This is a genomic window from Stenotrophomonas sp. LST15-1-1.1, from assembly GCF_040815575.1.
Classification (GTDB): domain Bacteria; phylum Pseudomonadota; class Gammaproteobacteria; order Xanthomonadales; family Xanthomonadaceae; genus Stenotrophomonas; species Stenotrophomonas lactitubi_B.
Window position 1 is genome coordinate 459,618 of the sequence record NZ_JBFPNJ010000012.1, and the last position, 25,618, is coordinate 485,235.

Sequence of the window (25,618 nt, forward strand, 5' to 3'; positions counted from 1 at the left end):
CATGGTAGCGCTGCGGATGTCGGAATGCGGTCGCCGTGGCGGCGGCTCTGACGGCTTTCCCACGTGCCCCTCATCACAATCGCCGTTTTGCCCTCGGAGCCCCCCGTGCCCGTTGCCCTGCCCCGCCGTTGGCACCTGCCCCTGTTGTGGCTGTTGATCGTGGTGGCGCTCGCAGCCGGTCTCGGCATGCGCCAGCCGCAGCCACCGGACGAGCCACGGTTCGTACTGGCCGCGCGGGCCATGGTGGAGAGCGGCGAGTGGCTGCTCCCGCATCGCGGCAGTGAGCTGTACGCCGAAAAGCCGCCGGTGTTCATGTGGCTGCAGGCCGCTGCCCATCAGGTGGTCGGGAGCTGGCAGTGGTCGTTCCTGCTGCCGTCGTTGCTGGCCGCGCTGCTCAGCCTGTGGCTGGTTTCGGACCTGGCGCGCCGGCTGTGGTCGCCACGCCATTCGCTGTACGCAGTTGGCGCACTGTTCTGCACCCTGCAGTTCGGCTTGATGGCCAAGCGCGCGCAGATCGACATGGTGCTGGTGGGCATGACCACGCTGGCCCTGTGGGGCCTGCTGCGCCATCTCTGCGAGCGCCGCAACCTGCCGGCGCTGTGGCTGGCCGGCTTCGCCGCTGGCGTCGGCACGGTGACCAAGGGGGTGGGCTTCCTGCCACTGCTGATGGTGCTGCCCTGGTTCGGCTGGTGGCTTTACCAACGCCGTCGCGGCCAGGTGGTGGACGGTCCCCGCCCCGCCAGCCTGCTGTGGCTGGTTCCGGCGTTCCTGCTGGGCACGGCGGTATGGCTGGCGCCGCTGGGCTGGGCGCTGCTGCATGAACCCAGTGCATCGCTGCAGTCGTACGCACACGAGCTGTTGTTCAAGCAGACCGGCACCCGCTATGCCAACGCCTGGCACCATCGCCAGCCGGCCTGGTACTACCTGCAGGTGATCGCCACCCTGTGGCTGCCCGGCGCCCTGTTGCTGCCGCTGATGATCAAACCGTGGTGGCGCCGCCTGCGTCGCGGCGACCAGCGCCAGTGGCTGCTGCTGGGCTGGGCCGCGCTGGTCCTGCTGTTCTTCACTGCCAGCCCCGGCAAGCGTGAGGTGTACGTGCTGCCGATGTTGCCCGCGATGGCACTGGCCGTAGCGCCGCTGCTGCCCGGCCTGCTGCGTCGCCTGTGCGTGCGTCGCTACCTGTTCGGCTACAGCCTGCTGCTGATGCTGGCCACCGGCGCGCTCGGCGTGATGATGCTGACCGACAGCCCTTGGGCGCAGGCGCAGCTGGCACGGCGGGCGATGCCCGACACCTTGCTGCCGGTATTTGGCGATGGACTGCTGACCTTCGCCATCGCCGTTGCGACGCTGGCGGTGTGGCTGCGGGTACGGCGCGCGGGCACGCTCGTACTGCTCACCCACGGCCTGCTGTGGATGCTGTACGGACTGGTGCTGATACCGGCGCTGGACCCCTACGCCTCGGCGTCGGCGGTGATGCGCCGGGTGGCTACGCGGATCGGCCCCGATGCGGAACTGGCACTGGTGGCCTGGCGCGAACAGAACCTGCTGCAGGCCGACCGGCCGGTGCGCGAGTTCGGCTTCAAGCGACCGTGGGCAGAGCAGTGGCACGACGCGGGTCCATGGCTGGCCGAGGCGCCGGACAAGCGCTGGTTGCTGGTGCTGGACAAGGCGATGAGCCCGTGTGTCGATCCGGCCCAGGTCATCGAGATCGGTGTGGCAAATCGCAATCGTTGGCAGTTGCTTCCGGGCACGGCGTGGGACCCGGCGTGCCACGCCGAACGCGCCGGCGCCAACGACGACGAAGACTGAACGACGATCGCGCCGGGTGCGGATTAACCCGGCGCAAACGCAGGTACGACCCTTCTCCGACATGCCAGTGACGAGCATGGCCGCGGATTCCCGTAACGGCCCCTTCCCTGCATGCCCGCTCGTCCTCTTGCCCCGGCAGTCTCCTTCGCGCCATCGCTGTTGGCGTCGCGTTTTGCCGTTACCCATCTTTGGCTGCCCTCTGCCATCGGCATTGCGGTGTTCACCCTGCTGATGGGCTTCGGTGGTGACCAATGGCTGGCCGACCATCTGTTCCGGTTGGAAGGCGGCCACTGGGCGCTGCAGGATGCGTGGCTGACACGCTCGGTGGTGCACAAGGCCGGCAAATGGTTGAGCACCGCCGCGGCCCTGGTGGTGATGCTGCTGTGCTTCCACCACTGGCGTCGTGGTCGCGATCGCACGCTGCGCTGGGCGCTGCTGTATGTCGTGATTGCCATGGCTCTGGGTACCGGGGTGATTTCCCTGCTGAAGTCGCTGGTGCCGATGGAATGCCCCTGGGACCTGCTGCGCTATGGCGGGCACGAACCGTTCATTGGGCTCTTCAGCAGCCGCCCGACCGGCATGGCCGCCCGCGCCTGTTTCCCTGCCGGCCACGCAAGCGCGGGATACGCGTGGCTGTGCCTGTATTTCTTCGCGCTGCTGTGGCGACCGTCGTGGCGCCGGGCCGGCCTTTGGATCGGCCTCGGCAGCGGCCTGGTGTTCGGCATCGGCCAGCAGCTTCGTGGCGCCCATTTCCTTTCGCATGACGTTGCCACCGCCTTGATATGTTGGTTGCTGTCGCTGGGCCTGTACCTGATGGTCCGCCGCCAGTTGGACCGCTCGACCCGCCAGGAGGCGATTGCATGAACGCATCGGTCCAACGTTCCTTCCGGTTGCCGACATTGGCCAGCATCCGCGCATGGCGCCCACAGCTGTCCACCGAAGCGCTGATCATTCTCACCAGCCTGTTCTTCGCTGTGGCCGGCAATGGCCTGTTCTGGCACAGCGCCATGGCCAGCCATCCGGGCAGCCTGCGCTATGCGCTTTCGCTGCTGTTGCTGCTGCTGGGTGCCCACGGCGTGCTGCTGGGCATCCTGGTGTGGCGCTGGAATGCCAAGGTGGTGATCAGCGTGCTGCTGCTGGTCACCGCGTTTGCCGCGCACTACATGAGCCGTTACCACATCTATCTGGATGCGGACATGCTGCGCAACGTGCTGGCCACCGACCCAAAGGAAAGCCGCGAACTGATGACGGTGTCGCTGCTGTGGCCGGTACTGCTGCTGGCTGCACTGCCGATGGTGGTGTTGTGGCGCGTTGAACTGCGCCGCCGCAGTTGGGGCCGCAGCCTGCTCTGGCGCATCGGCCTCCTGCTGGTCGCTGCGGCCACCGCGCTCGGTGGCGCGCTCGTTTCATTCCAGGATGTATCGGCCCTGATGCGCAACCAGCGCGAAGTGCGCTACCTGGCAACGCCCGCCAATGTGCTGCTGGGGCTGCCGCGTGCGCTGCGTGGCGACAACCCGGTGCAACGCGCACCGAAGCTGCCGATCGGTACCGATGCAAAGGTGACCCCGCGCGCACCGACCAGCAAGCCACGCCTGCTGGTGATCGTAATGGGCGAAACGGTGCGCGCGCAGAACTGGGGCTTGAATGGTGGCCGCAACACCACGCCGGAGTTGGCCCAGGCAGCAGTGGTCAATTTCCCGGACATGCACTCCTGCGGCACCAGCACCGAGGTGTCGCTGCCGTGCCTGTTCTCGCCATGGGGACGCCACGAGTACGACGAGAAGAAGATCCGTGCGCACCAATCGCTGCTGCATGTACTGAACCGCGCGGGCATCGCACCGCTGTGGCGCGACAACCAGTCCGGCTGCAAGGGCGTATGCGAGGGCCTGGATTTCCAGTCGTTGTCGGACGCGACCACGCCGGGGCTGTGTGCCGATGGCCGTTGCATGGACGAGATCCTGCTGCAGGACCTGGCGACCCAGGTGCGTGCGCGCCCGGGTGACCGGGTGGTAGTGATGCATCAGCTGGGCAATCACGGCCCGGCCTATTTCGAGCGCTACCCGCCCGCCTTCCGCCGCTTCACCCCGACCTGCGATACCCGCGATATCGGCCGCTGCACGCGCGAAGAGATCACCAACAGCTACGACAACGCCGTGCTGTACACCGATCATTTCCTGAGCAAGACCATCGGTACGCTGCAGGGCCTGCAGGACTACGACACCGCGATGATCTACCTGTCCGACCACGGTGAATCGCTGGGCGAAAAGGGCCTGTACCTGCACGGCGTGCCATACGCGATCGCACCGGCCGAACAGACCCGGGTACCGATGACGATGTGGTTCTCGCCAGGCTTCGCCAGCAGCCGAGGGCTGGACCTGCAGTGCGTGCGCAAGCGCTCGGCCAGCTACACCGACCACGACAACCTGTTCCCGTCGGTGCTGGGGCTGATGCAGGTGAAGACCGCGCTGTACGAGCGTGATCGCGATCTGTTCGCCAACTGCGAGAGTTAGGGTTGTTCGGCAGGGCTTGCAGCCCTGCACCTGCAGAAGCAACGGCAACGGCCGAAGCAACAGCAAAGGCTGGTTTCCTGTGGGATGGCGGGGTGGGTCCGGTGGCGGGAGACGCCGTAAACCCGTCCATGGGGGCTTGGCCGCGGCATCCATGCCGCGGACACTCCCGCCACCGGACCCACCCCGCCTTCGACAGTTGGCCGCGATCTGTCAGGCCCTTTCTCGGGGTCAGATCCGTTTTCCTTCGGAAAACGGATCTGACCCCATTTTGAATTTCGATAGCTGACAGATGTGTCGACCAAGGTCGACACCCACCAACAGCCGCGAAGATCTGTCAGAGGCGGGGCGGTGTGGGCTTGTAGGACCGTTGGCGCCATGGATGGCGCCATCGAGCCCCCATGGATGGGTTTACGGCGTGTCCTGCAAGCCCACACCGCCCCGCCAAACCAAAGATGGCCGGCTCTTGCTGTTGCTCCGGCTTTTGACGTTGCTTGAAGGCCTCTGCGGGTGCCGGGCGCCGCCCGGCCGACTTCCGCCACTTGCGGTGGCAAGCCCTGCCCACTAGCCTTCGGCGGTCGTTCACCACCCAAGGACCGCCCGTGAAACACCGTCATCTCCTGCTGGCCGCGGCAATCGCCGCCGCTACGCTGGCCCTGGCCGCCTGCAAGAAGGAAGCTGCGCCAGGCACCGATACCGCCAGCAACAGCGCGCCGGCCGGCGAAACCGCCGACCAGTTCGTGGCCCGCATCAATGCCGAGTTCAAGGCGGCCTACCCGGAGATGACCTCGGCCCAGTGGCTGTCCTCCACCTACATCAACAGTGATTCAGAGCGCATCGCGGCCAAGGCCAACGAGCGTTCGCTGACCCAGCTCAACAGCTGGATCGAGCAGGCCGGCACATTCGACGGCAAGCCGATGAGTGAGGACAGCAAGCGCGCGATCCACCTGCTGAAGCTGATGTCGTCGATGCCGGCGCCGCGCGACCCGGCCAAACTGGCCGAGCTGACCCAGATCGCCACCCGCATGGAAGGCAGCTACGGCGCAGGCAAGTACTGCACCGACGCCAACGATCCGAACTCCTGCCGCCAGCTGGGCGAGCTGGAGCAGGTGCTGGCGCGCAGTCGCGATTACGACCAGCAGCTCGATGCCTGGCAGGGCTGGCACAGCACCACCAAGAGCATGCGTGGTGACTACCAGAAGTTCGTCGGCCTGGTGAACGAAGGTGCCAAGGGCATGGGCTTCACCGATGCCGGGCAGATGTGGCGCAGTGGCTATGACATGCCGCCGGAGCAGATCGGCCCGGAAACCGATCGCCTGTGGGAACAGGTCAAGCCGATGTACGAGCAGCTGCACTGCTATGCGCGCGGCAAGCTGGACAAGACCTATGGCAAGGACAAGGCCGAGGTGGGCAATGGCCTGATCGCCGCGCACCTGATGGGCAACATGTGGCAGCAGGACTGGTCCAACCTGTGGGACCAGCTGGAACCGTACCCGGGCGCCGGCAGCCTGGACATCACCGCGGCGCTGGAAAAGCAGTACCAGACCAACCTGAGCGCGGCGCTGGCCAAGGCCGGCAAGGATGCGAACGTGGCCGCGCAGTACAAGGCGCAGCGCGAAGCCGAACTGCGCACCGCCAAGCAGATGACCGAGCGTGCGCAGGACTTCTACGTGTCGCTGGGCATGCCGTCGCTGCCGCAGTCGTACTGGGACAAGACCCAGTTCATCAAGCCCGACGACCGCGACGTGGTCTGCCACGCCAGCGCCTGGGACATGAACATGGAAGGCGACGTGCGCACCAAGATGTGCATCAAGCCCAACGAAGAGAACTTCACCACCATCTACCACGAGCTGGGCCACATCTATTACGACCTGGCCTACAACCCGCTGCCGCCGCTGTTCCAGGGCGGTGCCAACGATGGCTTCCATGAAGCGATCGGCGACACCATCGTGCTGGCGATGACGCCGAAGTACCTCAGTTCGATCGGGCTGGTCGACGCGCCGACCGAGAGCCGCGAGGCAGTCATCAACAACCAGATGCGCATGGCGCTGTCGGGCGTGTCGTTCCTGCCGTTCGGGCTGATGATCGACCGCTGGCGCTGGGGCGTGTTCGATGGTTCGATCACCGCAGACAACTACAACAAGGCCTGGTGGGACCTGAAGGCCAAGTACCAGGGCGTGGCACCGGCCACCACCCGTGGCGAGGAATTCTTCGACGCGGGTGCCAAGTACCATGTGCCGGGCAACACCCCGTACACCCGCTACTTCCTGGCGCGCATCCTGCAGTTCCAGTTCTACAAGGGCCTGTGCGATGCCGCCGGCTTCAAGGGCCCGCTGCACGAGTGCACCTTCTACGGCAACAAGGAAGCCGGCCAGAAGTACTGGGCGATGCTGAGCAAGGGCGCCAGCCAGCCGTGGCAGGCCACGCTGAAGGAACTGACCGGCTCGGACAAGCTCGATGCCGGCCCGATGATCGAGTACTTCAGCCCGGTCAATGCCTGGTTGAAGCAGCAGAACGAAGGCCAGATGTGCGGTTGGCAGGCCAGCGCGGCACCGGCAGCAGCGGCGAAATGAAAGAAGGGGCGGGTCCGCGAGGATCCGCCCCTTTCCAGGTGTTGTAGAGCCGAGCCATGCTCGGCTTACCGTGCGCAGCACGGTGGAAAAGCAGCCGAGCATGGCTCGGCTCTACAGATTCGGCGCGATCAGTTGCTCTTCTTCGCCGCCAGCTGCGCGGCCAGCGCGGCCTTGAATTCCTCGAAGGTCTGACCCTTCTCGTTGGCTTCGGCCTGCGCCGCATCGCGCAGCGCATCCGAATAGATCAAGCGCACCGGCGTGCCCTGCCGTTCGTGCAGTTCACCGGCCTGCATGATCAGCGCCAGCACCTGCGCCGCACTTTCGCTCTGGCCGGCAATGCGGCCATCCATGCCCAGCACCCATTCGCCATCGCGACGGACGACGCCGGCCAGCAGCGTGCGCTGGGTGTCGCGCAGTTCGGCATGCGGCTCGACGGGCGAGGCGGTGGCGGCGGCCTTGTTGGCAGCCTGCTGTTCCTGGCGACGGCGCTGGTCGCGGCGGGATTTGGAAGAGGTCGACATCGGTGGGGCTTGCATTGCGGGGGCGCAAGGATAACCCACGCCCCCTGCATGCTGGTTCACACCGGCACGGTATCGACTCAGTCCAGCACCCGCCCCTGCCGCCAATAGCCCATGAAAGTGATCGCGCGGCGATCCAAGCCGCAGTCCTTCACCAGATACCGGCGGATCGCCATCACCGCGCCGGCCTCGCCCGCCACCCAGGCATACATCGCGCCGTCCGCGCTGGCGTCAGCCTGCTCCCACAGGATCTGCGCGTCGACGTCGATCTCGTCCAGTTCTGCACCCTCGGCCACGGCGGAGGCCGCCGCCAGCCGCGCCTGCACGGCCTGCAGCAACCGCTGCCCATGGGCCTCCTGCCCGCGCGGCAACCACACCAGTTCGGCCGTGGCCGGTGCCTTCAATGGCACCGCATCGCCCGCCTGGGCGATCTCCAGCAGGGCCAGCGTGCGCGGCGGATCGGCCAGCCCGGCCAGTTCCTCGAGGATGCCGGCCACTGCCGGCAATGCCGTCTCATCGGCCACCAGCAACACCTGGCCAACGCCGGCTGGCGGCTTCCATTCCCAGCCCTCGCTGCTGTCCGCGCAGTCGGCGTCGGGGGCCAGCAGCACCACGCGGTCGCCCGGCCGTGCGTGCGTGGCCCAGCGCGAGGCCGGTCCGGTCTCGCCATGCAGCACGAAGTCGACGTCGACCTCGCACTCCTCAGCGCGCAGTTGGCGGATGGTAAAAGTGCGCATCGGCGGCCGCGCGTCATCGGGCAGTGCCCGGTAACGGGCGTACCAGTCTTCGCCGCTGGGCACGTCCGGCGCATCCTGGCCGGGCAAGGGGAAGAACACCTTGATGCGTTGGTCCGGGCCTTCGGTCTTCATGCGCGCTACGTCGGCGCCGGTGAACACCATGCGGTCCAGGGAAGGAGAAAGAACGCGGCGCTCCTTCAGCGCCACCTCGAACAGGCGGTAGGTCTGCTGCGCAGCCATGCGGGTACCTCATACGGCGACATCGGAATGGCTGGCTGTCGTGCATCCACGAACCGGCTCGCTGGAAACCCCAGCCTAATCCCTGCTCCAGGCGCCGCAATGGGCCCGCGCGTGATGGCGCACCCTACCCCTGCGCGACGCTCAAAGCGCCGTGCCGGCTGCCTCTGCTGCGCGCTCGCGCTGGTGCTCCCAATACCAGAACACGAAGCCGGCCGCGAAGAAGGCCGCCTGTCCCAGTGCCAGATGCAGCGGGCTGTCGTGCAGCAGTGGCGATACCACGCCGGCCACCACGGTGCTGATCATCAGCTGCACGAAGGCCTGCAGCGACGAGGCCAGGCCGCGCTGCTGCGGATACATGTCCAGCACCGCCAGCGCCAGGATCGGGAAGATCAGCGCCATGCCCATGCCGCCGAGGAAGATCGGCATCACCGCCCACGGCAGCGCGAACTGCGGCGCCAGGCTGACGTAGCCGATGTTCAACACGGCAGAGACCGCACACAAGGTAAAGCCCAGGGCCACCTGCCGGGTGGGTGTGCTGTGCCCGGCCATGCGCCCGGACAGGAACGAACCGGTGGTCATGCCGCCGATGGTGGGAATGAACAGCCAGGCAAAGCCGCCTTCACCCAGATGCAGGTGCTGCATCACGATGGCCGGCGCCGAGGAGATGTACAGGAAGATGCCGCCGAAGCCGATGCTGCCGGCCAGCGCCAGGCGCAGGAAACGCGGGTTGAAGCCGATGCGCACGTAGTCGCGCATCAACGTGCGTGGCGACAGTGCGACCCGTGCCTGCGCCGGATGGGTTTCCGGCAGGAAGCGCGCGGTGGCCGCCAGCAGCACCAGCGCGAATACCACCAGGAACCAGAAGATCAGCGGCCAGCCGGCGCCACTGAGCAGGATCCAGCCACCGATGATCGGCGCGATGGCCGGGGCGATACCGAACAGCATCGACACCTGGCTCATCAGCCGCTGCGCGTCGTGGCCGTGATACAGATCGCGGATCACCGCGCGGCCGACGATCATGCCGACACCGGCAGACAGGCCCTGCAGTGCGCGGAACGCCAGCAGCGTAGTCAGGTCGGTCGACAACGCACAGCCAACCGAGGCGCCGACGAAGATCACCAGGCCGCCGAGGATCACCCGCTTGCGTCCCCACGCATCGGACAGCGGGCCGTGGGCCAGGCTCATCAGGCCGTAGAACAGCAGGTAGACGCTGATGGTCTGCTGCACCGCCACCTCGTCCACCGCCAGGCGCTGGGCCAGCTGCGGAAACGCAGGAAAGATGGTGTCGATCGAGAACGGACCGAACATGGCCAGGCCGGCGAGCAACAGGGCCATGCGGCGGGTGGAAGGAGCAACAGCGGCGGTCATCGGGCAAGCGTCCGGCAGGGCCATGCGTGACACGCACGGCGGGCGCCGATCCCCTGCAGCAGGGACGGCGCCAGATGAATACGAGAATCCGACCATCATAGGTGGGGAATGCGTGCGACGCCATGCACGGGTGCACAGAACGCACGCCCGGGCCATCGGCCATTCAGGCCCGTGAGGCCGCTCCGGGCCACCGTCGGGCGCCGGCAAGAGGCTATAATCGGCGGGCAACACGGTGGGAGAAGCAGGTCACCGCTGCCGAAGGCGCAACGCCCGTAATCGCTCAGGCCCGATACCACCCGTAACAGAACTCTGGAGAGACCGGTTCGATCCGGCGCCGAAGGGGCACGAAGCTGCGGTTTTCCGCGCTTTTAAACTCTCAGGCAAAAGGACAGAGGGGCGCCCGCAGACCGCCGACCGGCGGCTTGTGCCCGTGCGTGTGCCCTTTCCTGACGGATCCTTCGCCATGTCCCAGAACACCCCTTCCCTGCGTGAGCTCGAGCACCATTCGGCGTTCGTCGAGCGCCACATCGGCCCCAACGATGCCGAGATCGCGCAGATGCTCGGCGTCATCGGCCACGCATCGCTGGATGCGATGACCGATGCCATCGTCCCGGCCAAGATCAAGTCGCCGGCACCGCTGGCACTGCCGGAGTCGATCACCGAAGTGCAGGCGCTGGCGAAGATCCGCGCGATCGCCGACAAGAACACCGTGCTGCGCAGCTTCATCGGCCAGGGCTACTACGGTACCCACACGCCGAACGTGATCCTGCGCAACATTCTGGAAAACCCCGCCTGGTACACCGCCTACACTCCGTACCAGGCGGAAATCTCGCAGGGCCGCATGGAAGCGCTGATCAACTTCCAGACCCTGTGCGCCGACCTGACCGGCATGGAAATCGCCAACGCCTCGCTGCTGGACGAAGCCACTGCCGCTGCTGAAGCGATGACCCTGGCCAAGCGCTCGGCCAAGTCGAAGTCGGACACCTTCTTCGTGCACGATGCCGTGCACCCGCAGACGTTGGAACTGCTGCGTACCCGCGCCGAGCCCATGGGCATCGTGCTGCGCGTGGGCACCCCGGCCGAAGCGCTGGAAGCGGAAGCCTTCGGCCTGCTGTTGCAGTACCCGGACACCTTCGGCCAGGTCGGCGACTACAAGGCGCTGGTCGATGCCGTGCACGCGCGCGGCGGCCTGGTGGCCGTGGCCACCGACCTGCTGGCACTGACCCTGCTGGCCGCCCCGGGCGAATGGGGTGCGGACATCGTGGTCGGCAACAGCCAGCGTTTCGGCGTGCCGTTCGGCTTCGGTGGCCCGCATGCGGCGTTCATGGCCTGCCGTGACGCCTACAAGCGTTCGATGCCGGGCCGCCTGATCGGCGTCTCGATCGACGCACAGGGCAACCCGGCATACCGCCTGACCCTGCAGACCCGCGAGCAGCACATCCGCCGCGAGAAGGCCACCTCCAACATCTGTACCGCACAGGTGCTGCTGGCGGTGATGGCCTCGATGTACGCCGTCTACCACGGTCCGGAAGGCCTGACCCGCATCGCCCGCCGCACCCATCGCCTGGCCGCGATCCTGGCCAGCGCGCTGCGCACCGCCGGTGTCCAGGTCGGCGCCGACTTCTTCGACACGCTGCACGTGACCGGTGTCGACGCCGACACGATCCATGCCAAGGCCCGTGCTGCCGGCTACAACCTGCGTGCGATCGACAGCAGCTCGGTGGGCATCAGCCTGGACGAGACCGCCACCCGCGCCGATATCGTCGCCGTGGGCGCGCTGTTCGGTGCCAACGTTGATGTGGACGCGCTGGATGCCAGCACCGCCGACGCGCTGCCGGCCGGCCTGCTGCGCCAGTCCGCGTTCCTGACCCACCCGGTGTTCAACACCCACCACAGCGAGCACGAGCTGCTGCGCTACCTGCGTTCGCTGGCCGACAAGGACCTGGCGATGGACCGCACGATGATCCCGCTGGGCTCGTGCACCATGAAGCTCAACGCCACCGCCGAAATGATCCCGGTGACCTGGCCGGAGTTCTCGCAGATCCACCCGCTGGTGCCGGCCGAGCAGGCGCTGGGCTACAAGGAACTGATCGATTCGCTGGAAGCGATGCTGGTCGAGTGCACCGGCTACGACGCCGTCAGCCTGCAGCCGAACTCCGGCGCGCAGGGCGAGTACGCCGGCCTGCTGGCGATCCGTGCCTACCACCGCTCGCGCGGCGAAGATCACCGTGACATCTGCCTGATCCCGGATTCGGCGCACGGCACCAACCCGGCCTCGGCACAGATGTGCGGCATGAAGGTCGTGGTCACCAAGACCGACGCCAACGGCAACGTCGACGTCGAGGACATCCGCCTCAACGCCGAGAAGTACAGCGACCGCCTGGCCGCGATCATGATGACCTACCCGTCCACGCACGGCGTGTTCGAGGAAGAGGTGGTGGAGATCTGCGAGATCATCCACAAGCACGGCGGCCAGGTGTACACCGACGGTGCCAACATGAACGCCCTGGTCGGCGTGGCCAAGCCGGGCAAGTGGGGTTCGGATGTTTCGCACCTGAACCTGCACAAGACCTTCTGCATCCCGCACGGCGGCGGCGGCCCGGGCGTTGGCCCGTGTGCGGTCAAGTCGCACCTTGCCCCGTTCCTGCCGGGCAAGCTGGGTGACAACGGTCCGGTCGGCATGGTCAGCGCCGCCAGCTTCGGCAGCGCCTCGATCCTGCCGATCAGCTGGATGTACATCGCGATGATGGGCACCGAAGGCCTGCGCAAGGCCACCCAGGTCGCGCAGCTCAACGCCAACTACATCGCCAAGCGCCTGGCCCCGCACTTCAAGACCCTGTACACCGGCCGCAACGGCCTGGTCGCGCACGAGTGCATCCTGGACGTGCGTCCGCTGGAGAAGACCAGCGGCATCGGTGCTGAAGACGTGGCCAAGCGCCTGATCGACTTCGGCTTCCATGCCCCGACGCTGAGCTTCCCGGTGGCCGGTACGCTGATGGTCGAGCCGACCGAGAGCGAATCGCTGCACGAGCTGGACCGCTTCATCGACGCGATGATCCAGATCCGCGAAGAGATCACCGCGATCGAAGACGGCCGCCTGGACCGTGAGGACAACCCGCTGAAGAATGCGCCGCACACCGCCACGGCCGTGACCGCCAGCGAATGGACCCACGCCTACCCGCGTGAACTGGCCGCCTTCCCGCTGCCGAGCCTGAAGCTGCAGAAGTACTGGCCGCCGGTGGCCCGCGTCGACAACGTGTACGGCGACAAGAACGTGATGTGCGCCTGCATCCCGGTCGATGCCTACAAGGACGATGAAGTCGAGGCGTAAGCCTTCGCAGCATCGGAAATGAGAACGGCCCGCGCAAGCGGGCCGTTTTCATGAGGGCGTGTGGACCAAGGTCCACACCCACAACACATCCGATCATGGATCCGGCACCTGCCCCAGGCTCAGCTGCCACGACACGCCGAAACGGTCCTGCACCCAGCCGTAGCGGCTGCTGAACTCGTAGTCGCCCACCGGCATCAGCCAATGCCCGCCCTCGCCGAGCACGCGCGCGGCGCGCTCAAACGATTCGGCGCCTGCACATTCCACGAACAGCGACATCGAGGGCGTGAACGTGAAGTCGTGCACATCCAGGCTGTCAAAGCACAGGTAGTGGGTGCCGCCGAGCAGAAAAATGGCCTGGCGGACTTGCCCGGGCACGCCCGCGCCCGCCCCGTCCGGATGGCGTTGCAGGGCCAGCAGGCGGAATTCGGCGAAGGCTTCGGCGTACAGGGCGAGCGCGGCTTCGGCCTGGCCGGTGAACATCAGGAAGGGACGGCTGCGCAGCATGCGGTGCTCCCGTTCGTCGGGCCGGTGGTGGCCCACGCGATCAGCATCGCACGCGGGATGTATGCCTGCTGTAGAGCCGAGCCCATGCTCGGCTGGCGACCACGCGAACAGCAGCCGACCGTAGAGTCGGCTCTACAGAAAATCCGGCGACCGCAGCCGACCATAGGGTCGGCTCTACAGAAAATCCGGCGACCGCAGCCGACCGTAGGGTCGGCTCTACAGATCAGGCCTCGCGCATGCGCCGGGCGATGGCGCTGCTGGCCGCGATGGTCGCGGTCAGCGCCACCATCGACAGGAACTGCAGGCGCGTATGCGCTTCACTCAGCAGCAGGCCGAAGATCAACGCAAGGATGCCCAGCGCGCACACGGTCAGCCATGGGAAGCCGGCCATGCGGAACGGCAGGCGCGTGCCGAGTCGATCGGCGCGACGGCGCAGTACCAGCTGCGAGACCAGCGACAGCGTCCACACCAACAGGCAGGTGGAACCGACGATATTCAGCAGCACCGGCAGCACCTTGTCCGGGAACAGCAGTTCCATGATGGTGGCAGCGAAACCGAACAGGACGCTGGCCAGCACCGCGATCACCGGCACCTGGCGCGGGTCGGTCCAGCCCAGCACAGCCGGTGCTTCACGGCGTTGTGCCAGCGAATACATCATGCGCGAGGCGCCGTAGAGATTGGCATTGAGTGCTGACAGCAGGGCGATCACTGCGATCAGGGTGATGGCCGTGGCCGCACCCGGAATATTGGCGACATCGAGAACCGCGGCGAACGGCGACTTCAGCGCTTCACTGGTCCATGGCACCACGGCGATGATCACGCTCAGCGAACCGATGTAGAACACCAGGATGCGCCAGGCGACGGTGCGGATGGCACGGGCGATGCTGCGCTCGGGGTCCTCGGTTTCCGCTGCCGCGACGGCCACGATCTCGGTGCCGCCGAAGGCGAACACCACCACCAGCAGCGCCGCACCGATACCGGCCAGGCCCTTCGGCGCGAAGCCACCGTGCTCGGTGAAGTTGCTCAGGCCCGGCGAGGCCACCTGCGGCAGCCAGCCCATCAGCAGCGCCACGCCAACGGCGATGAAGGCCAGGATCGCCGCCACCTTGAGGATGGCGAACCAGAATTCGAACTCACCAAAGTTCTTCACCCCGAGCAGGTTGATCGCGGTGAAGAACAGCATGAAGGCGAGTGCCGCCATCGGCACTGGCACCACCGGCCAGACCGTGGCCAGCAACCCGGCCGCACCCACCGCCTCGGCAGCGATGACGATGACCAGCTGCACCCACCACAGCCAGCCCACGGTGGCGCCGGCGGTGGCGCCCATGGCATCGGCCGCATACACCGAAAACGCTCCGCTGGTCGGCTTGGCGGCGGCCATTTCGCCCAGCGCGTTCATCACGATGATCACCAGCGCGCCGGCCACCAGGTAGGACACCAGCACCGCCGGACCGGCCGCCTGCACGCCCACGCCGGAGCCGAGGAACAGGCCGGCGCCGATCGCGCTGCCCAGCCCCATCATGATCAGCTGGCGTGGCTTGAGCGAATGGCCGAGGCGGGAGGGCGAAGCGGTCTGATCGGGGGTGGCGGGCATCGGCAGGGCTGGCGGCGGCGACAAGGGCGACACCTTACCGTGTCCAGCCGCCGCGGGGATAGGCACAGCGCAGCAGGGAACTCAGGCCGGTACCGGCTCGCCTACATTCCCACCAATACGGGCGCGGTAGGCGCGCGGCGAGAAACCGGTTTCAGCCTTGAACTTGCGGGTGAACGCGCTCTGGTCGCTGAAACCGCAGGCCTGGCCGATGCAGGCAATGCTCTCGTTGCCGTGCAGCAGGTGCATGGCCATCTGGATCCGCAGCCGGGTCAGCACCTGCTGCGGGGTCATCTGGAACACCTTGCGGAAGCTGCGCTCCAGCTTGGACAACGAGAATCCGGTGATGTCCAGCAGGGTCTGCATCCGCACGTTCTCGGCGTAATGCGTATTGAGGTGGGCCAGGGCCAGCCGCAGCTGCTCGTACTGGGTGCCGAGGCTGTCCTTCTGGCCGAGGTCGCGGGAGATGCCGATCAGCCCTTCGACCTGCCCGTCCACCACCAGCGGGCGCTTGCAGGTCAGGCACCAGCCCGGTTCGCGGTTGGCGAACAGGTGCAGTTCCATCAGGTTCTCGATCACCTCGCCGGACAGCACGCGTGCGTCCTGATCGACATAGTCCGCACTCAGGCCGGTGGGGTAGATCTCGGCCGCGGTGCGCCCGATCACGTCCTTGCGCGCACGCAGGCCCAGCCGCCGCAGCATGGTCTGGTTGACGTAGGTGTAGCGGCCCTGGCGGTCCTTCATGAAGAACAGCACGTCCGGAATGGCGTCGAACAGGGCTTCGATGTCGGCGGGTTCGACTCGCATGCGGCAAGCATACCCGAGCCGCCGATTTGTCTGCGCGTTCACTCCCACGGGACCCTGTATTAACGCCGCCGGCGCCAGTGTCTGGGGTCTGCCCCCTACCCGCTCCAGGAGATCCTCCATGGCCGCCAGCAAGCCGACCGGCAAGCGCGCTCCCGCCACCCCCGCCGCCGACCGTGACAGCCGCGGCCAGGGCGATGAACTGCATCAACTGGCGGGAGGAGAACATCCGGTGCTGACCAGCAACCAGGGCATCCCGGTTGCCGACAACCAGAATTCCCTGCGCCAGGGGCCGCGTGGCCCGACCCTGCTGGAAGACTTCCTGCTGCGCGAGAAGATCACCCACTTCGACCACGAGCGCATTCCCGAGCGCATCGTCCACGCGCGCGGTTCGGCCGCCCATGGTTTCTTCGAACTGACCAAGTCGCTGGGCAAGGTGACGCGGGCCAAGATCCTCACCGAGGTCGGGGTGAAGACGCCGGTGTTCACCCGTTTCTCCACTGTCGCCGGCGGCGCCGGCTCGGTCGACACCCCGCGCGACGTGCGCGGCTTCGCGGTGAAGTTCTACACGAAGGAAGGCAACTGGGACCTGGTCGGCAACAACATCCCGGTGTTCTTCATCCAGGACGCGATCAAGTTCCCCGACCTGATCCATGCGGTGAAGATGGAACCGGACCGCGCGTTCCCGCAGGCGGCCAGCGCGCACGACACGTTCTGGGATTTCGTCTCGCTGATGCCCGAATCGATGCACATGATCATGTGGGCGATGAGCGACCGCACGATCCCACGCTCGCTGCGCACCATCGAAGGTTTCGGCATCCACAGCTTCCGCCTGCTGGATGACGAAGGGAACTCCACCTTCGTCAAGTTCCACTGGCGCCCGAAGCTCGGTCTGCAGTCCACGATCTGGGACGAGGCACTGAAGCTGCAGGCGGCCGACAACGATTTCCACAGGCGCGACCTGTTTGAGGCGATCCAGCGCGGCGACTTCCCCGAGTGGGAGCTGGCGGTGCAGTTGTTCAGCGAGGAACAGGCCGACGGCTTCCCATTCGACCACCTGGACCCGACCAAGATCATTCCCGAGTCGCTGGTGCCGTTGCAGGTGATCGGACGCATGGTGCTGGACCGTTGGCCGGACAACTTCTTCGCCGAAACCGAGCAGGTTGCATTCTGTCCGGCGAACGTGCCGCCCGGCATCGACTTCAGCAACGATCCGCTGCTGCAGGGACGGCTGTTCTCCTATCTGGATACCCAGCTGATCCGCTTGGGCGGGCCGAACTTCAACCAGATCCCGATCAACGCACCGAAGTGCCCGTTCGCCAACCACCAGCGCGATGGCCACATGCAGATGCAGGTGCCGAAGGGACGCGTAGCCTACGATCCCAGCTCGCTGCAGGAAGACAGCCCGCGCGAGACCCCCGCCGGTTTCCGCAGCCATGCCAGCGCCGATGACGGGCGCAAGGGCCGCACCCGTGCGGAGAGCTTTGCCGACCACTACAGCCAGGCACGGATGTTCTTCCGCAGCCTGGAAAAACCGGAGCAGGCGCACCTGGCCTCGGCGCTGGTGTTCGAGCTTTCGAAGGTGGAAACGGAGAAGGTGCGCGTGCGCACCGTCAGCCATCTGCGCAACATCGACGAAGGGCTGGCCAAGCGCGTGGCCGACGGACTGGCCCTGCGTGCCCTGCCCGACCCGGCACCGACGGCAACCCCCGCGCAGGACCTGCCCGCCGCCCCCGAAGTACGGGTGATCGGCCGCAGCAAGCCACTGCTGCAGGGGCGCTGCATCGGCATCCTGTTCGATGAAGGTTCCGATGCACGGGTGATCGCCAACCTGCGCAAGGCCGTTGAAAAGGCCGGCGCCAGCGTCAAGCTGGTCGCACCGAAAGTCGGTGGCGCCACGCTCAGCGACGGCAAAGTGCAGGCCGCCGATGGACAGCTGGCCGGTACCCCGTCGGTGGTGTTCGATGCAGTGGCGGTAGTGCTGAGTGCCGATGCCGGCAAGGCCTTGGCCAAGGAAGCGGCGGCCATTGGCTTCGTCAGCGACGCCTGGGCGCATCTCAAAGCGATCGCCAGTGACGAAGGTGCACAGGCCCTGCTGAAGGCAGCGCGCGTCGGCAGTGATGCTGGCACCGTCGAGGCGGAAGACAGCAAAGCCTTCCTCACCGCTGCCGCCACCCGCCAATGGACGCGCGAGCCGAAGCTGCGCCTGCTGGCCTGATCAACCGACTGGAGAACGCACATGCCCCGAGGTGACAAATCCGCCTATACCGACAAGCAGAAGCGCCAGGCCGAGCACATCGAAGAGAGCGAGCGCGAGCGCGGTGCCAGTGAAGACACCGCCGAGCGCATCGCCTGGGCCACCGTGAACAAGCAGGATGGCGGTGGCAAGCGCGGCGGCAGTGCGCGCAAGGCAACGAAGAAGGTGGCAAAGACGCATGCAACGACGAAGACCACCCGGAAAGGGGCTGTGAGAAAACCGGCGAGCAAGCGCGGGAAGAACTGATTGTCCCCTCGCATGCACGGGAGCAGACGGCGGAGAGCAAACTGTCCCTGAGGAGCGACCCTGGATGCTGGCTGTCGCGATTGGCCGCCAGCAACCTCGCCTTCCAGCATGCAGTCGCCAAGACATTCTTTTCCTACGTCAACGGTTTTCGGGTGGGGACGTGAGCGCATCGTGTATCAATCTGCCCCACTTCCGACAAATCCAAGTCGGCGCCCTTTATTTATTGAGCGATACTACGTTCCTGCCTCTCATGGAAAGGAATCTCGTCATGTCGCACAGAACGAATATGTTTGTAGTCGGCACGCTCAGCCTGGCACTTGCCGCCTGCGGTAGCTCCAAGGACCCCAGCAAGAGCAACTTCAGCAAAGCTATCCAGAGTTTTCTGGATACCCAGAAAGGTCTCTGTGCTGCCGTTCCCGCTCGGCAGATGCCGTTCATCCTGGCCAATGAAGACTTGCTGCGGCAACAGGAGCGCAAACGTGCTGATGCCCTGACCGATGCAGGCCTGCTGAACCGGAGTGACACCGAAACCAAGCCGGTATTCGGCAACGGGATGCAGCCTGCCGGCAAATATGACCTCACCGAAAAGGGAAAGAAGTTCCTGGTCGCCAATGCGGCGGACACCGTTGCTTCACAGGATGCCTTCTGCACCGGCAAGTACACGATGGTGGATGTAGACAACTTCACCGAGCCGAGCGACATGATGGGCGTGAAGCTGTCCGAGGTGAACTTCCGCTACAAGGTTCAAGGCGCGGAAGACTGGGCAAATTCCGAAGCAATGCGCGCGAGTTACAGGAATTTCGCCGAGCAGACCGGCGATATCAAAGGCAGAGCAACGCTCGTTCTGACGAACGATGGATGGATGCACGAGCGCCTCTTCAAACGTTGAGCTGAAACAATGCCGGCGCTGACAACGGATCAGCGCCGGCAGTTCTACCTTAGGCTGCGCGCAGATCGGACGCGTTCTTCTGCACACGCTGCGCCAGCTGGAACACCGACACCGACGTGGTCAGTGCATGCGCCTGCTCCTCCAGCGCACGGCTGGCAGCGGTGGCTTCTTCCACCAGGGCCGCGTTCTGCTGGGTCACCTGGTCCATCTGCACCACTACTTGGTTGACCTGTTCGATGCCGGCCGCCTGTTCCTTGCTGGCGGCGGCGATATCGCTCATCAGCAAGGTGGTACGCGAGCTGGCCTGGGCCACGCGCGCAATCGCGGCTTCGGACTGCACGGTCACCGCCAGGCCGCTCTGCACCTTGGCGGCGGCGTCCTCGATCAGTTCCTTGATCTCCTTGGCAGCGACGCCCGCACGCTGGGCCAGCGTACGCACTTCGCTGGCGACCACGGCAAAGCCGCGGCCCTGTTCACCGGCGCGCGCTGCTTCCACCGCGGCATTCAACGCCAGGATGTTGGTCTGGAAAGCAATGCCATCGATCACCGTGGAGATCTCCGAGATGCGCGCGGAAGACTGATCGATCTCGCCCATCACGGTCGCCATCTGTGCCATGGCCTGCTCGGTCTCGCGCACGGCGACACCGGCCGCGTGCGCTTCGCTGTCGGCCTGGCGGGCCAGCTCGGCGTTCTGGCGCACGGTCGAGGTCAGCTCTTCCATCGAGGCGGCAGCCTCTTCCAGATTCGCGGCCTGCTGTTCGGTACGGCGCGACAGATCGTTGTTGCCGGCCGCCAGTTCCTGCGCTGCGTTGTTGATGCTGTCGGCGGCCACCTGGATGCCACGCACGATACCGGTCAGCTGTGCGGTGGTGGTGTTGGCATCGTCGCGCATGCGCGCGAAAACACCTTCGTACTCACCTTCCATGCGCGCAGTGAGGTTGCCATGCGAGATCGCGCGCAGCACGTCGGAGACATCGGCGATGCTGGCCTGCGAGCTGGCCATCATGCCGTTGAGGTGGTTCACCATCGCCTGGAACTGGTACTGGAACGCCGCCGCGTCGCCACGCATGCTGAAGTCGCCGGAACGCGCGGCACGGGCCAGTTCATCAATCTGCGCGTTGATCGCCATCAGGCTCTGCTTGACCGCCGCCAGGGTGCGGGTCAGCGTGCCCTTCTCGCCCGGATACTCGGGCAGATCGCGGCTGAGATCGCCGATCGCATAGCGCTGCATCACCTCGGCCATCAGCAGCTGCACCTGCACGTGCGATTCAACCAGGTGATTGGTGGCCTGCACCATGCGGCCGAAGTCGCCGGGGAACGCGCTGGCATCCATCCGGTAACGGATCGCACCGGCTTCATGCTGCTCGGCCATCTGCAGCTGTGCACCGATCGCCGCCTGCACACTCTGGCGCACGCTGGCCATGGCCTCGCCAAGCTGGGTCAGCTCGTCACGACCGCCAAGGCGGAATTCCTGGTCCAGTTCGCCCTTGGACAAGCGCTCGGCCAACTGCACCGCACGTGCCAGCGGGCCGGTCATGCTGCGGCCGATCAACACCGACGCGGCAACGCCGACCAGCAGGGCCACGCCGCCCAGCGCCAGCAGCTGCAGCAGGCTGCGCTCGCCCAGGCGGATGGCCTCGGCAGCGGCCTCGCGGCTTTCCTTTTCCTCATAGGCCACGCCGTCGGCCAGGGCCTTGTTCCAGCCATTGGCCGCTTCCTGCACCGGGCCCAGGGTCAGCGCCACGGCACCGGGGAAATCGCCCTGCTCCATCAGCTCACTGGTCTGCTTGTTGAGCGGACGGGCGAGCGCGCGCTTGGCGGCGATGGTCTCGCCGATCACCTTGCCCTCGGCATCGCCGGGCAGGGCCTGGTAGGCAGTCCAGCTTGCCTCGTAGCGCTTGACCAGAGCGGCGATGCGCTGCTCGTCGTTGGCGCGCTCTTCGCCCTGGCGGATCAGCATTTCGCGGCGCACGACCATCATCTGGTTGTTGGCATCGAGCATCTCCGACAGCAGCCGTACCTTGGCTACGCCAACCTCGACCACCTGCTCCATCGCGCGCTTCTGCACGGTGGTGGCGGTAGCGCCGGTGGCCACCACGGCGGCAACCAGCAGCAACAACAGGCCAAAGCCAAGCCCAAGACGCCAGGCAACCCTGACGTTCCTCAAGTAGTTCATGGGGTGAATCCAAAACGGGGGGGATGCGCCCATATCGGCCTGCCGACCGGGAATCTTGATCGCCGTCCGCTCGATTGCGTCGGAAGCCGTTCACCTTGGTGAGGTGCAGCCCTCCGCTTCTGCGGTGGATCTTTGGCGCGGCGATGCGCCCCAGCTGCTCATGCCGGCATCAGTTCCCTTTCACGGCGGCTACGCAGCGTTTGCAGGCAGGGTGGAGGCGTGATCTGCCTGGAGATGCCCATGCCCGTATGCCGCCCCGCCCTGCTCGCCCTGTCGCTGCTGATGTCGCCCGCCTTTGCGCAGACGCCCCCGCCCGCCGGCCTGCCAGCGCCGATTGCCGAAAAAGCCGGTCCTGACACGGCGGCGCGCTCGCCCCTGCATGCGCAGGTCCTGCTCGACCGTGCGAATTTCTCCCCGGGCGAGATCGATGGCGAAGTGGGCAGCAACCAGCGGCGCGCGGTGTCCGGTTTCCAGGCCGCGCAAGGGCTGACAGTCAGCGGTGAACTGGACGACGCCACCTGGAAAGCCCTGCAGGCAGACTCGGTCACTCCGCTGGCCAGCTACACGCTGACCGCCGAAGACGTGGCCGGCCCCTTTGTTGCCATCCCCAAGAAGCCGGCCGAACAGGCCAAACTGAAATCCCTTGGCTTCAGCAGTGTCGAAGAATCACTGGGCGAGCGCTTTCATGCCGCACCCGAGCTGCTGAAGGCACTCAATCCCGGCGTGGATCTGAGCAAGGCCGGGAGCCGCATCCAGGTGCCCAACATTGCACCGGCTGCTTTGCCCAAGGCCACCAAGCTGGTGGTCGACAAGTCCGACTCCACCCTGCGGCTGCTGGACGCGCAGGGCAAGGTGATCGCGCAGGTGCCGGTGTCGTCGGGCAGCGAGCATGACCCGCTGCCGATCGGTGAGTGGAAGATCCTCGGCGTGTACCCGGATCCGCCATTCCACTACAACCCGAAACTGTTCTGGGACGCGAAGAAGGGCGATCGCAAAGCCACGATTCCGCCCGGCCCGAACAATCCCGTCGGACGGGTCTGGATCGACCTGTCCAAGCCGCATTACGGCCTGCACGGCACGCCGGTGCCCGGCCACGTCGGCAAGACCGAATCGCACGGCTGCGTGCGCATGACCAACTGGGATGCATTGCGCGTGGCCGCGGCGGTGGATACCTCGGTTGTCGTGGTGATGCAGGAGTAAGCCGATGCGACTTGCACAACTGATCGTGCTGGGACTGGTGATGGGCGTGGCCGCCGGATGGTGGCTGCAGCGCGATGGCGAGTCGTCCGATGACACGGCTGTCCACCCTCCCGCAGCGATTGCGGCGGACCACGCACCTGCCGTACCCGCGGAGCAGGCAGCGACGGCGATCGCTGCGCCCGCCCCAGCAGCAACCGGCGACACACCCTCCGGTCTGCTGCTGCCGGTACAGGGCATTGCGCCGTCGCAACTGCAGGACACCTTCACCGACGCACGCAGCGAAGGCCGTGTGCACGATGCGATCGACATCATGGCCGCGGCCGGCACGCCGGTGCTGGCCGTGGCCGATGGCCATGTCGAGAAACTGTTCGACAGCAAACGGGGTGGCCTGACGGTCTACCAGTTCGAACCCAGCGGCCGCTGGTGCTACTACTACGCACACCTGCAGCGCTACGCCGACGGCCTGGCGGAGAAGCAGACCCTCAAGCGCGGCGATGTGATCGGCTACGTCGGCAGCACCGGCAACGCCAACCCCGAAGCTCCGCACCTGCATTTCGAAGTGCACGCGCTGGGGCAGGAGAAGCAGTGGTGGAAGGGTGAGTCGCTCAACCCCTATCCACTGCTGAAAAAAGGTGACGGACGGGATTAAGTCGCAACCCGCACGGTTTGTTCGGGGCGGCTATACAGCGCGTGCACTCTGCCTGCGCAGCGCGATGGTGAAGATCACCAGTGCGATGCCAGGAACCAGCAGCAACAACGCCGCCAGTTTCCAGAAGAAGAACGGCCACAGCCAGATGTAGTCCAGGTCGGTCAGTTTCAGAAGATCCAGCGGCGGCTGCACTTCGACCGTTGCCGGCCTGCCGAGCAGCGCCGGTTCCACCTCCAGCACGGTCACCCGCAGCCAGGAGCGGCCGCGGGGCAATGCGTCGCCGCGGCCATAGCCGAAGTACGCGGCGGTGAAACCTGCCGTTTCGACGGTTTCCACTCTGCGCACGACCTCCGTCGCGGGCGGGCCAGATCGCACGCTCGCACGGAAGTCCGCATGCTCGTTGGGGGTTTCGACGCGCAGCAGCACCTCGGGGTCGAGGGCCGGGTCGGCAGCGTTGGGCGGGTAGCGCAGCCGCAACCGCAGGCGATCATCGATGAAGCGGTAGACCGTGATCTCCGCGCTCGCACCGGGGCTCAGCGCCAGCGGCAGGGTCTGCGTGCGTGAAGCCAGATGGTTGGCGATGGCGCCCACCGCCAGCACCACACAGGCGGCTGCCCACAGGCCCCAGAACACCCACAGGGTGATCCGCAGCACCCTCGCCCCCTTCATGCTGACGTCGCCGGTCATCGGTCCGCTTCCCTGCTGGCACTGCGTACACACTAACGAAAAAGCCCCGCTTTCGCGGGGCTCTTCCTTCACGTCAGCGTGCGGTCGCTCAGGCGAACGGATCCTGCAGGACCATGGTGTGGTCGCGGTCCGGGCCGGTGGAGACGATGCTGATCGGGCAACCGGCCAGCTCTTCCAGCGAACGCAGGTAGGCGCGTGCGGCCGGCGGCAGGTCGTCCCAATTGGTGATGCCGTGGGTGTTCTCGGTCCAGCCCGGGAACTCCAGGTACACGGGGGTGCACTCTTCCCAGCCCTGCGCGTCCAGCGGCGCGTACTCGGTGCGCTTGCCGTTGTATTCGTAGGCGATGCAGACCTTCAGCTTTTCCATGCCGTCCAGCACGTCCAGCTTGGTGATGCACAGGCCGCTGATGCCGTTGATGGCCACGGCGCGCTTCAGCGCGACGATGTCCATCCAGCCGCAGCGACGCGGACGGCCGGTCGAAGCGCCGTACTCGGCGCCGCGGTCGCGGATGCCCTGGCCGATTTCATCGTCCAGCTCGGTCGGGAACGGGCCCCCGCCAACGCGGGTCGCGTAGGCCTTGGCGATGCCCAGCACGTAGTCGATCGCATCAGCGCCGACGCCAGCACCGGCCAGCGCACCACCGACAGTGGTGTTGGAGCTGGTGACGTACGGGTAGGTGCCGTGATCGATGTCCAGCAGCGCGCCCTGCGCACCTTCGAACAGCACGCGCTTACCCTGCTTGCGCAGGTCATGCAGGATGCCGGCAACGTCGGACTTCATCGGCTGCACGTATTCGCCGAAGGCCAGCGCCTCGTCGAAGGTCTTCTGGAAATCGACCGCATCGGTGTTCAGGTACTTGGTCAGCACGAAGTTGTGGTAATCCAGCGCGGTGCGCAGGAGTTCTTCCAGCTGCTTGGGGTAATGCAGGTCGGCGATGCGGATGCCGCGACGCGCCACCTTGTCTTCGTAGGCCGGGCCGATGCCACGACCGGTGGTGCCGATCGCCTTGCCGCCGGCAGCGCGTTCGCGCGCCTGGTCCAGGGCGATGTGGTACGGCATGATCAGCGGCGCGGCCGGGGAGATCTTCAGGCGCGAACGCACTTCCACGCCGGAGGTTTCCAGCTCGGCGATTTCCTTCTGCAGCGCAGCCGGCGAAATCACCACGCCGTTGCCGATCAGGCACAGCGCATCGTCACGCAGGATACCCGACGGGATCAGGTGCAGGACGGTCTTCTTGCCGTTGATGACCAGGGTGTGGCCGGCATTGTGGCCGCCCTGGAAGCGCACGACCGCGCCGATTTCCTCAGTGAGCAGATCGACGATCTTGCCCTTGCCTTCATCGCCCCACTGGGCACCAAGCACTACGACAGACTGACCCATGACGGGTTCCTCTATTTGTTGCGGCCATCGGGGCCGCGGACGGGTAAACCGCAGCGGGGCTGGCCAGCGCTTGGGTGGCGGCTCCAAACGGGGAGCGGCCGGCGATGGAAGGCCCAGACACGGAAAAAGCCGAACGGGGAGGCCCGTCCGG

The 25,618-nt window shown here is 66.2% G+C and carries 18 protein-coding genes, 1 pseudogene and 1 riboswitch; of the genes and pseudogenes, 10 read left to right on the forward strand and 9 right to left on the reverse strand.

Annotation, left to right across the window (positions count from 1 at the left end; all coding sequences use genetic code 11):
• The first annotated feature begins 105 nt into the window (after positions 1 to 105).
• The 4 genes from MRBLST15_RS09860 (at position 106) to MRBLST15_RS09875 (ending at position 6,889) form a co-directional block, all read left to right on the forward strand.
• Positions 106 to 1,809 (forward strand): ArnT family glycosyltransferase, encoded by a 1,704-nt coding sequence (locus tag MRBLST15_RS09860; protein WP_367785800.1) that lies wholly within the window; start codon positions 106 to 108, stop codon positions 1,807 to 1,809.
• A gap of 111 nt (positions 1,810 to 1,920) precedes the next feature.
• A complete protein-coding gene (locus MRBLST15_RS09865; RefSeq protein WP_367785801.1) occupies positions 1,921 to 2,673 on the forward strand; it encodes a phosphatase PAP2 family protein in 753 nt (250 codons plus the stop codon).
• A complete protein-coding gene (locus MRBLST15_RS09870; RefSeq protein ID WP_367785802.1) occupies positions 2,670 to 4,319 on the forward strand; it encodes a phosphoethanolamine transferase in 1,650 nt (549 codons plus the stop codon). Before MRBLST15_RS09865 ends, MRBLST15_RS09870 begins: the two co-directional genes overlap by 4 nt.
• A 599-nt stretch (positions 4,320 to 4,918) precedes the next feature.
• Entirely contained in the window at positions 4,919 to 6,889 is a 1,971-nt protein-coding gene (locus tag MRBLST15_RS09875) for a M2 family metallopeptidase (RefSeq protein ID WP_312704418.1), read from the forward strand.
• Positions 6,890 to 7,017: 128 nt separating this feature from the next.
• Here the strand turns inward: MRBLST15_RS09875 and MRBLST15_RS09880 are convergent, their stop codons facing one another.
• The 3 genes from MRBLST15_RS09880 to MRBLST15_RS09890 all read right to left on the reverse strand — a co-directional run bounded on the left by MRBLST15_RS09880 (position 7,018) and on the right by MRBLST15_RS09890 (position 9,752).
• The gene (locus tag MRBLST15_RS09880) at positions 7,018 to 7,410 is read right to left on the reverse strand and encodes a hypothetical protein (protein ID WP_089236443.1); all 393 of its coding nucleotides are present in this window, start codon (positions 7,408 to 7,410) and stop codon (positions 7,018 to 7,020) included.
• A 77-nt stretch (positions 7,411 to 7,487) separates the two neighbouring features.
• On the reverse strand, positions 7,488 to 8,384 hold the full coding sequence (locus tag MRBLST15_RS09885; RefSeq protein ID WP_367785803.1) for a siderophore-interacting protein: 897 nt from the start codon (positions 8,382 to 8,384) through the stop codon (positions 7,488 to 7,490).
• Between the two features lie 141 nt (positions 8,385 to 8,525).
• On the reverse strand, positions 8,526 to 9,752 hold the full coding sequence (locus tag MRBLST15_RS09890; RefSeq protein WP_099818917.1) for a multidrug effflux MFS transporter: 1,227 nt from the start codon (positions 9,750 to 9,752) through the stop codon (positions 8,526 to 8,528).
• Between the two features lie 299 nt (positions 9,753 to 10,051).
• A riboswitch (glycine riboswitch) is annotated at positions 10,052 to 10,154 on the forward strand.
• A gap of 61 nt (positions 10,155 to 10,215) precedes the next feature.
• On the opposite strand from MRBLST15_RS09890, the gene gcvP reads away from it, so the two are divergent.
• The gene (gene gcvP / locus MRBLST15_RS09895; RefSeq protein ID WP_312704419.1) at positions 10,216 to 13,083 is read left to right on the forward strand and encodes an aminomethyl-transferring glycine dehydrogenase; all 2,868 of its coding nucleotides are present in this window, start codon (positions 10,216 to 10,218) and stop codon (positions 13,081 to 13,083) included.
• A 93-nt stretch (positions 13,084 to 13,176) separates the two neighbouring features.
• Here gcvP and MRBLST15_RS09900 read toward each other — a convergent pair whose 3' ends face one another.
• From MRBLST15_RS09900 to MRBLST15_RS09910, 3 genes are all read right to left on the reverse strand, one after another.
• On the reverse strand, positions 13,177 to 13,587 hold the full coding sequence (locus MRBLST15_RS09900; RefSeq protein ID WP_251475859.1) for a VOC family protein: 411 nt from the start codon (positions 13,585 to 13,587) through the stop codon (positions 13,177 to 13,179).
• 223 nt (positions 13,588 to 13,810) lie between these two features.
• A complete protein-coding gene (locus MRBLST15_RS09905) occupies positions 13,811 to 15,181 on the reverse strand; it encodes an amino acid permease (protein ID WP_099819108.1) in 1,371 nt (456 codons plus the stop codon).
• 81 nt (positions 15,182 to 15,262) lie between these two features.
• Positions 15,263 to 15,985, reverse strand: coding sequence for an AraC family transcriptional regulator (locus MRBLST15_RS09910; RefSeq protein WP_099818914.1), 723 nt, complete (start codon positions 15,983 to 15,985; stop codon positions 15,263 to 15,265).
• A 118-nt stretch (positions 15,986 to 16,103) separates the two neighbouring features.
• On the opposite strand from MRBLST15_RS09910, the gene MRBLST15_RS09915 reads away from it, so the two are divergent.
• The 3 genes and pseudogenes from MRBLST15_RS09915 to MRBLST15_RS09925 all read left to right on the forward strand — a co-directional run bounded on the left by MRBLST15_RS09915 (position 16,104) and on the right by MRBLST15_RS09925 (position 19,374).
• Entirely contained in the window at positions 16,104 to 18,200 is a 2,097-nt protein-coding gene (locus MRBLST15_RS09915; RefSeq protein WP_367785804.1) for a catalase, read from the forward strand.
• A 21-nt stretch (positions 18,201 to 18,221) separates the two neighbouring features.
• Positions 18,222 to 18,473 (forward strand): annotated as a pseudogene (locus MRBLST15_RS09920) (hypothetical protein); the annotation flags it as partial.
• Positions 18,474 to 18,753: 280 nt separating this feature from the next.
• Positions 18,754 to 19,374 (forward strand): hypothetical protein, encoded by a 621-nt coding sequence (locus MRBLST15_RS09925; RefSeq protein WP_236509887.1) that lies wholly within the window; start codon positions 18,754 to 18,756, stop codon positions 19,372 to 19,374.
• 49 nt (positions 19,375 to 19,423) lie between these two features.
• Here the strand turns inward: MRBLST15_RS09925 and MRBLST15_RS09930 are convergent, their stop codons facing one another.
• On the reverse strand, positions 19,424 to 21,550 hold the full coding sequence (locus MRBLST15_RS09930; protein ID WP_367785805.1) for a methyl-accepting chemotaxis protein: 2,127 nt from the start codon (positions 21,548 to 21,550) through the stop codon (positions 19,424 to 19,426).
• A 234-nt stretch (positions 21,551 to 21,784) separates the two neighbouring features.
• On the opposite strand from MRBLST15_RS09930, the gene MRBLST15_RS09935 reads away from it, so the two are divergent.
• Together MRBLST15_RS09935 and MRBLST15_RS09940 are read left to right on the forward strand one after the other, a co-directional pair.
• The gene (locus tag MRBLST15_RS09935; protein ID WP_367785806.1) at positions 21,785 to 22,750 is read left to right on the forward strand and encodes a L,D-transpeptidase family protein; all 966 of its coding nucleotides are present in this window, start codon (positions 21,785 to 21,787) and stop codon (positions 22,748 to 22,750) included.
• Between the two features lie 4 nt (positions 22,751 to 22,754).
• Entirely contained in the window at positions 22,755 to 23,399 is a 645-nt protein-coding gene (locus MRBLST15_RS09940; RefSeq protein WP_367785807.1) for a M23 family metallopeptidase, read from the forward strand.
• 30 nt (positions 23,400 to 23,429) lie between these two features.
• On the opposite strand, the gene MRBLST15_RS09945 is transcribed toward MRBLST15_RS09940, so the two are convergent.
• Both MRBLST15_RS09945 and MRBLST15_RS09950 read right to left on the reverse strand, forming a co-directional pair.
• A complete protein-coding gene (locus tag MRBLST15_RS09945; protein WP_367785845.1) occupies positions 23,430 to 24,068 on the reverse strand; it encodes a hypothetical protein in 639 nt (212 codons plus the stop codon).
• A gap of 106 nt (positions 24,069 to 24,174) precedes the next feature.
• Positions 24,175 to 25,467: an adenylosuccinate synthase gene (locus MRBLST15_RS09950; RefSeq protein WP_025877044.1), complete on the reverse strand. Its 1,293-nt coding sequence runs from the start codon at positions 25,465 to 25,467 to the stop codon at positions 24,175 to 24,177.
• Between the last annotated feature and the right edge of the window lie 151 nt (positions 25,468 to 25,618).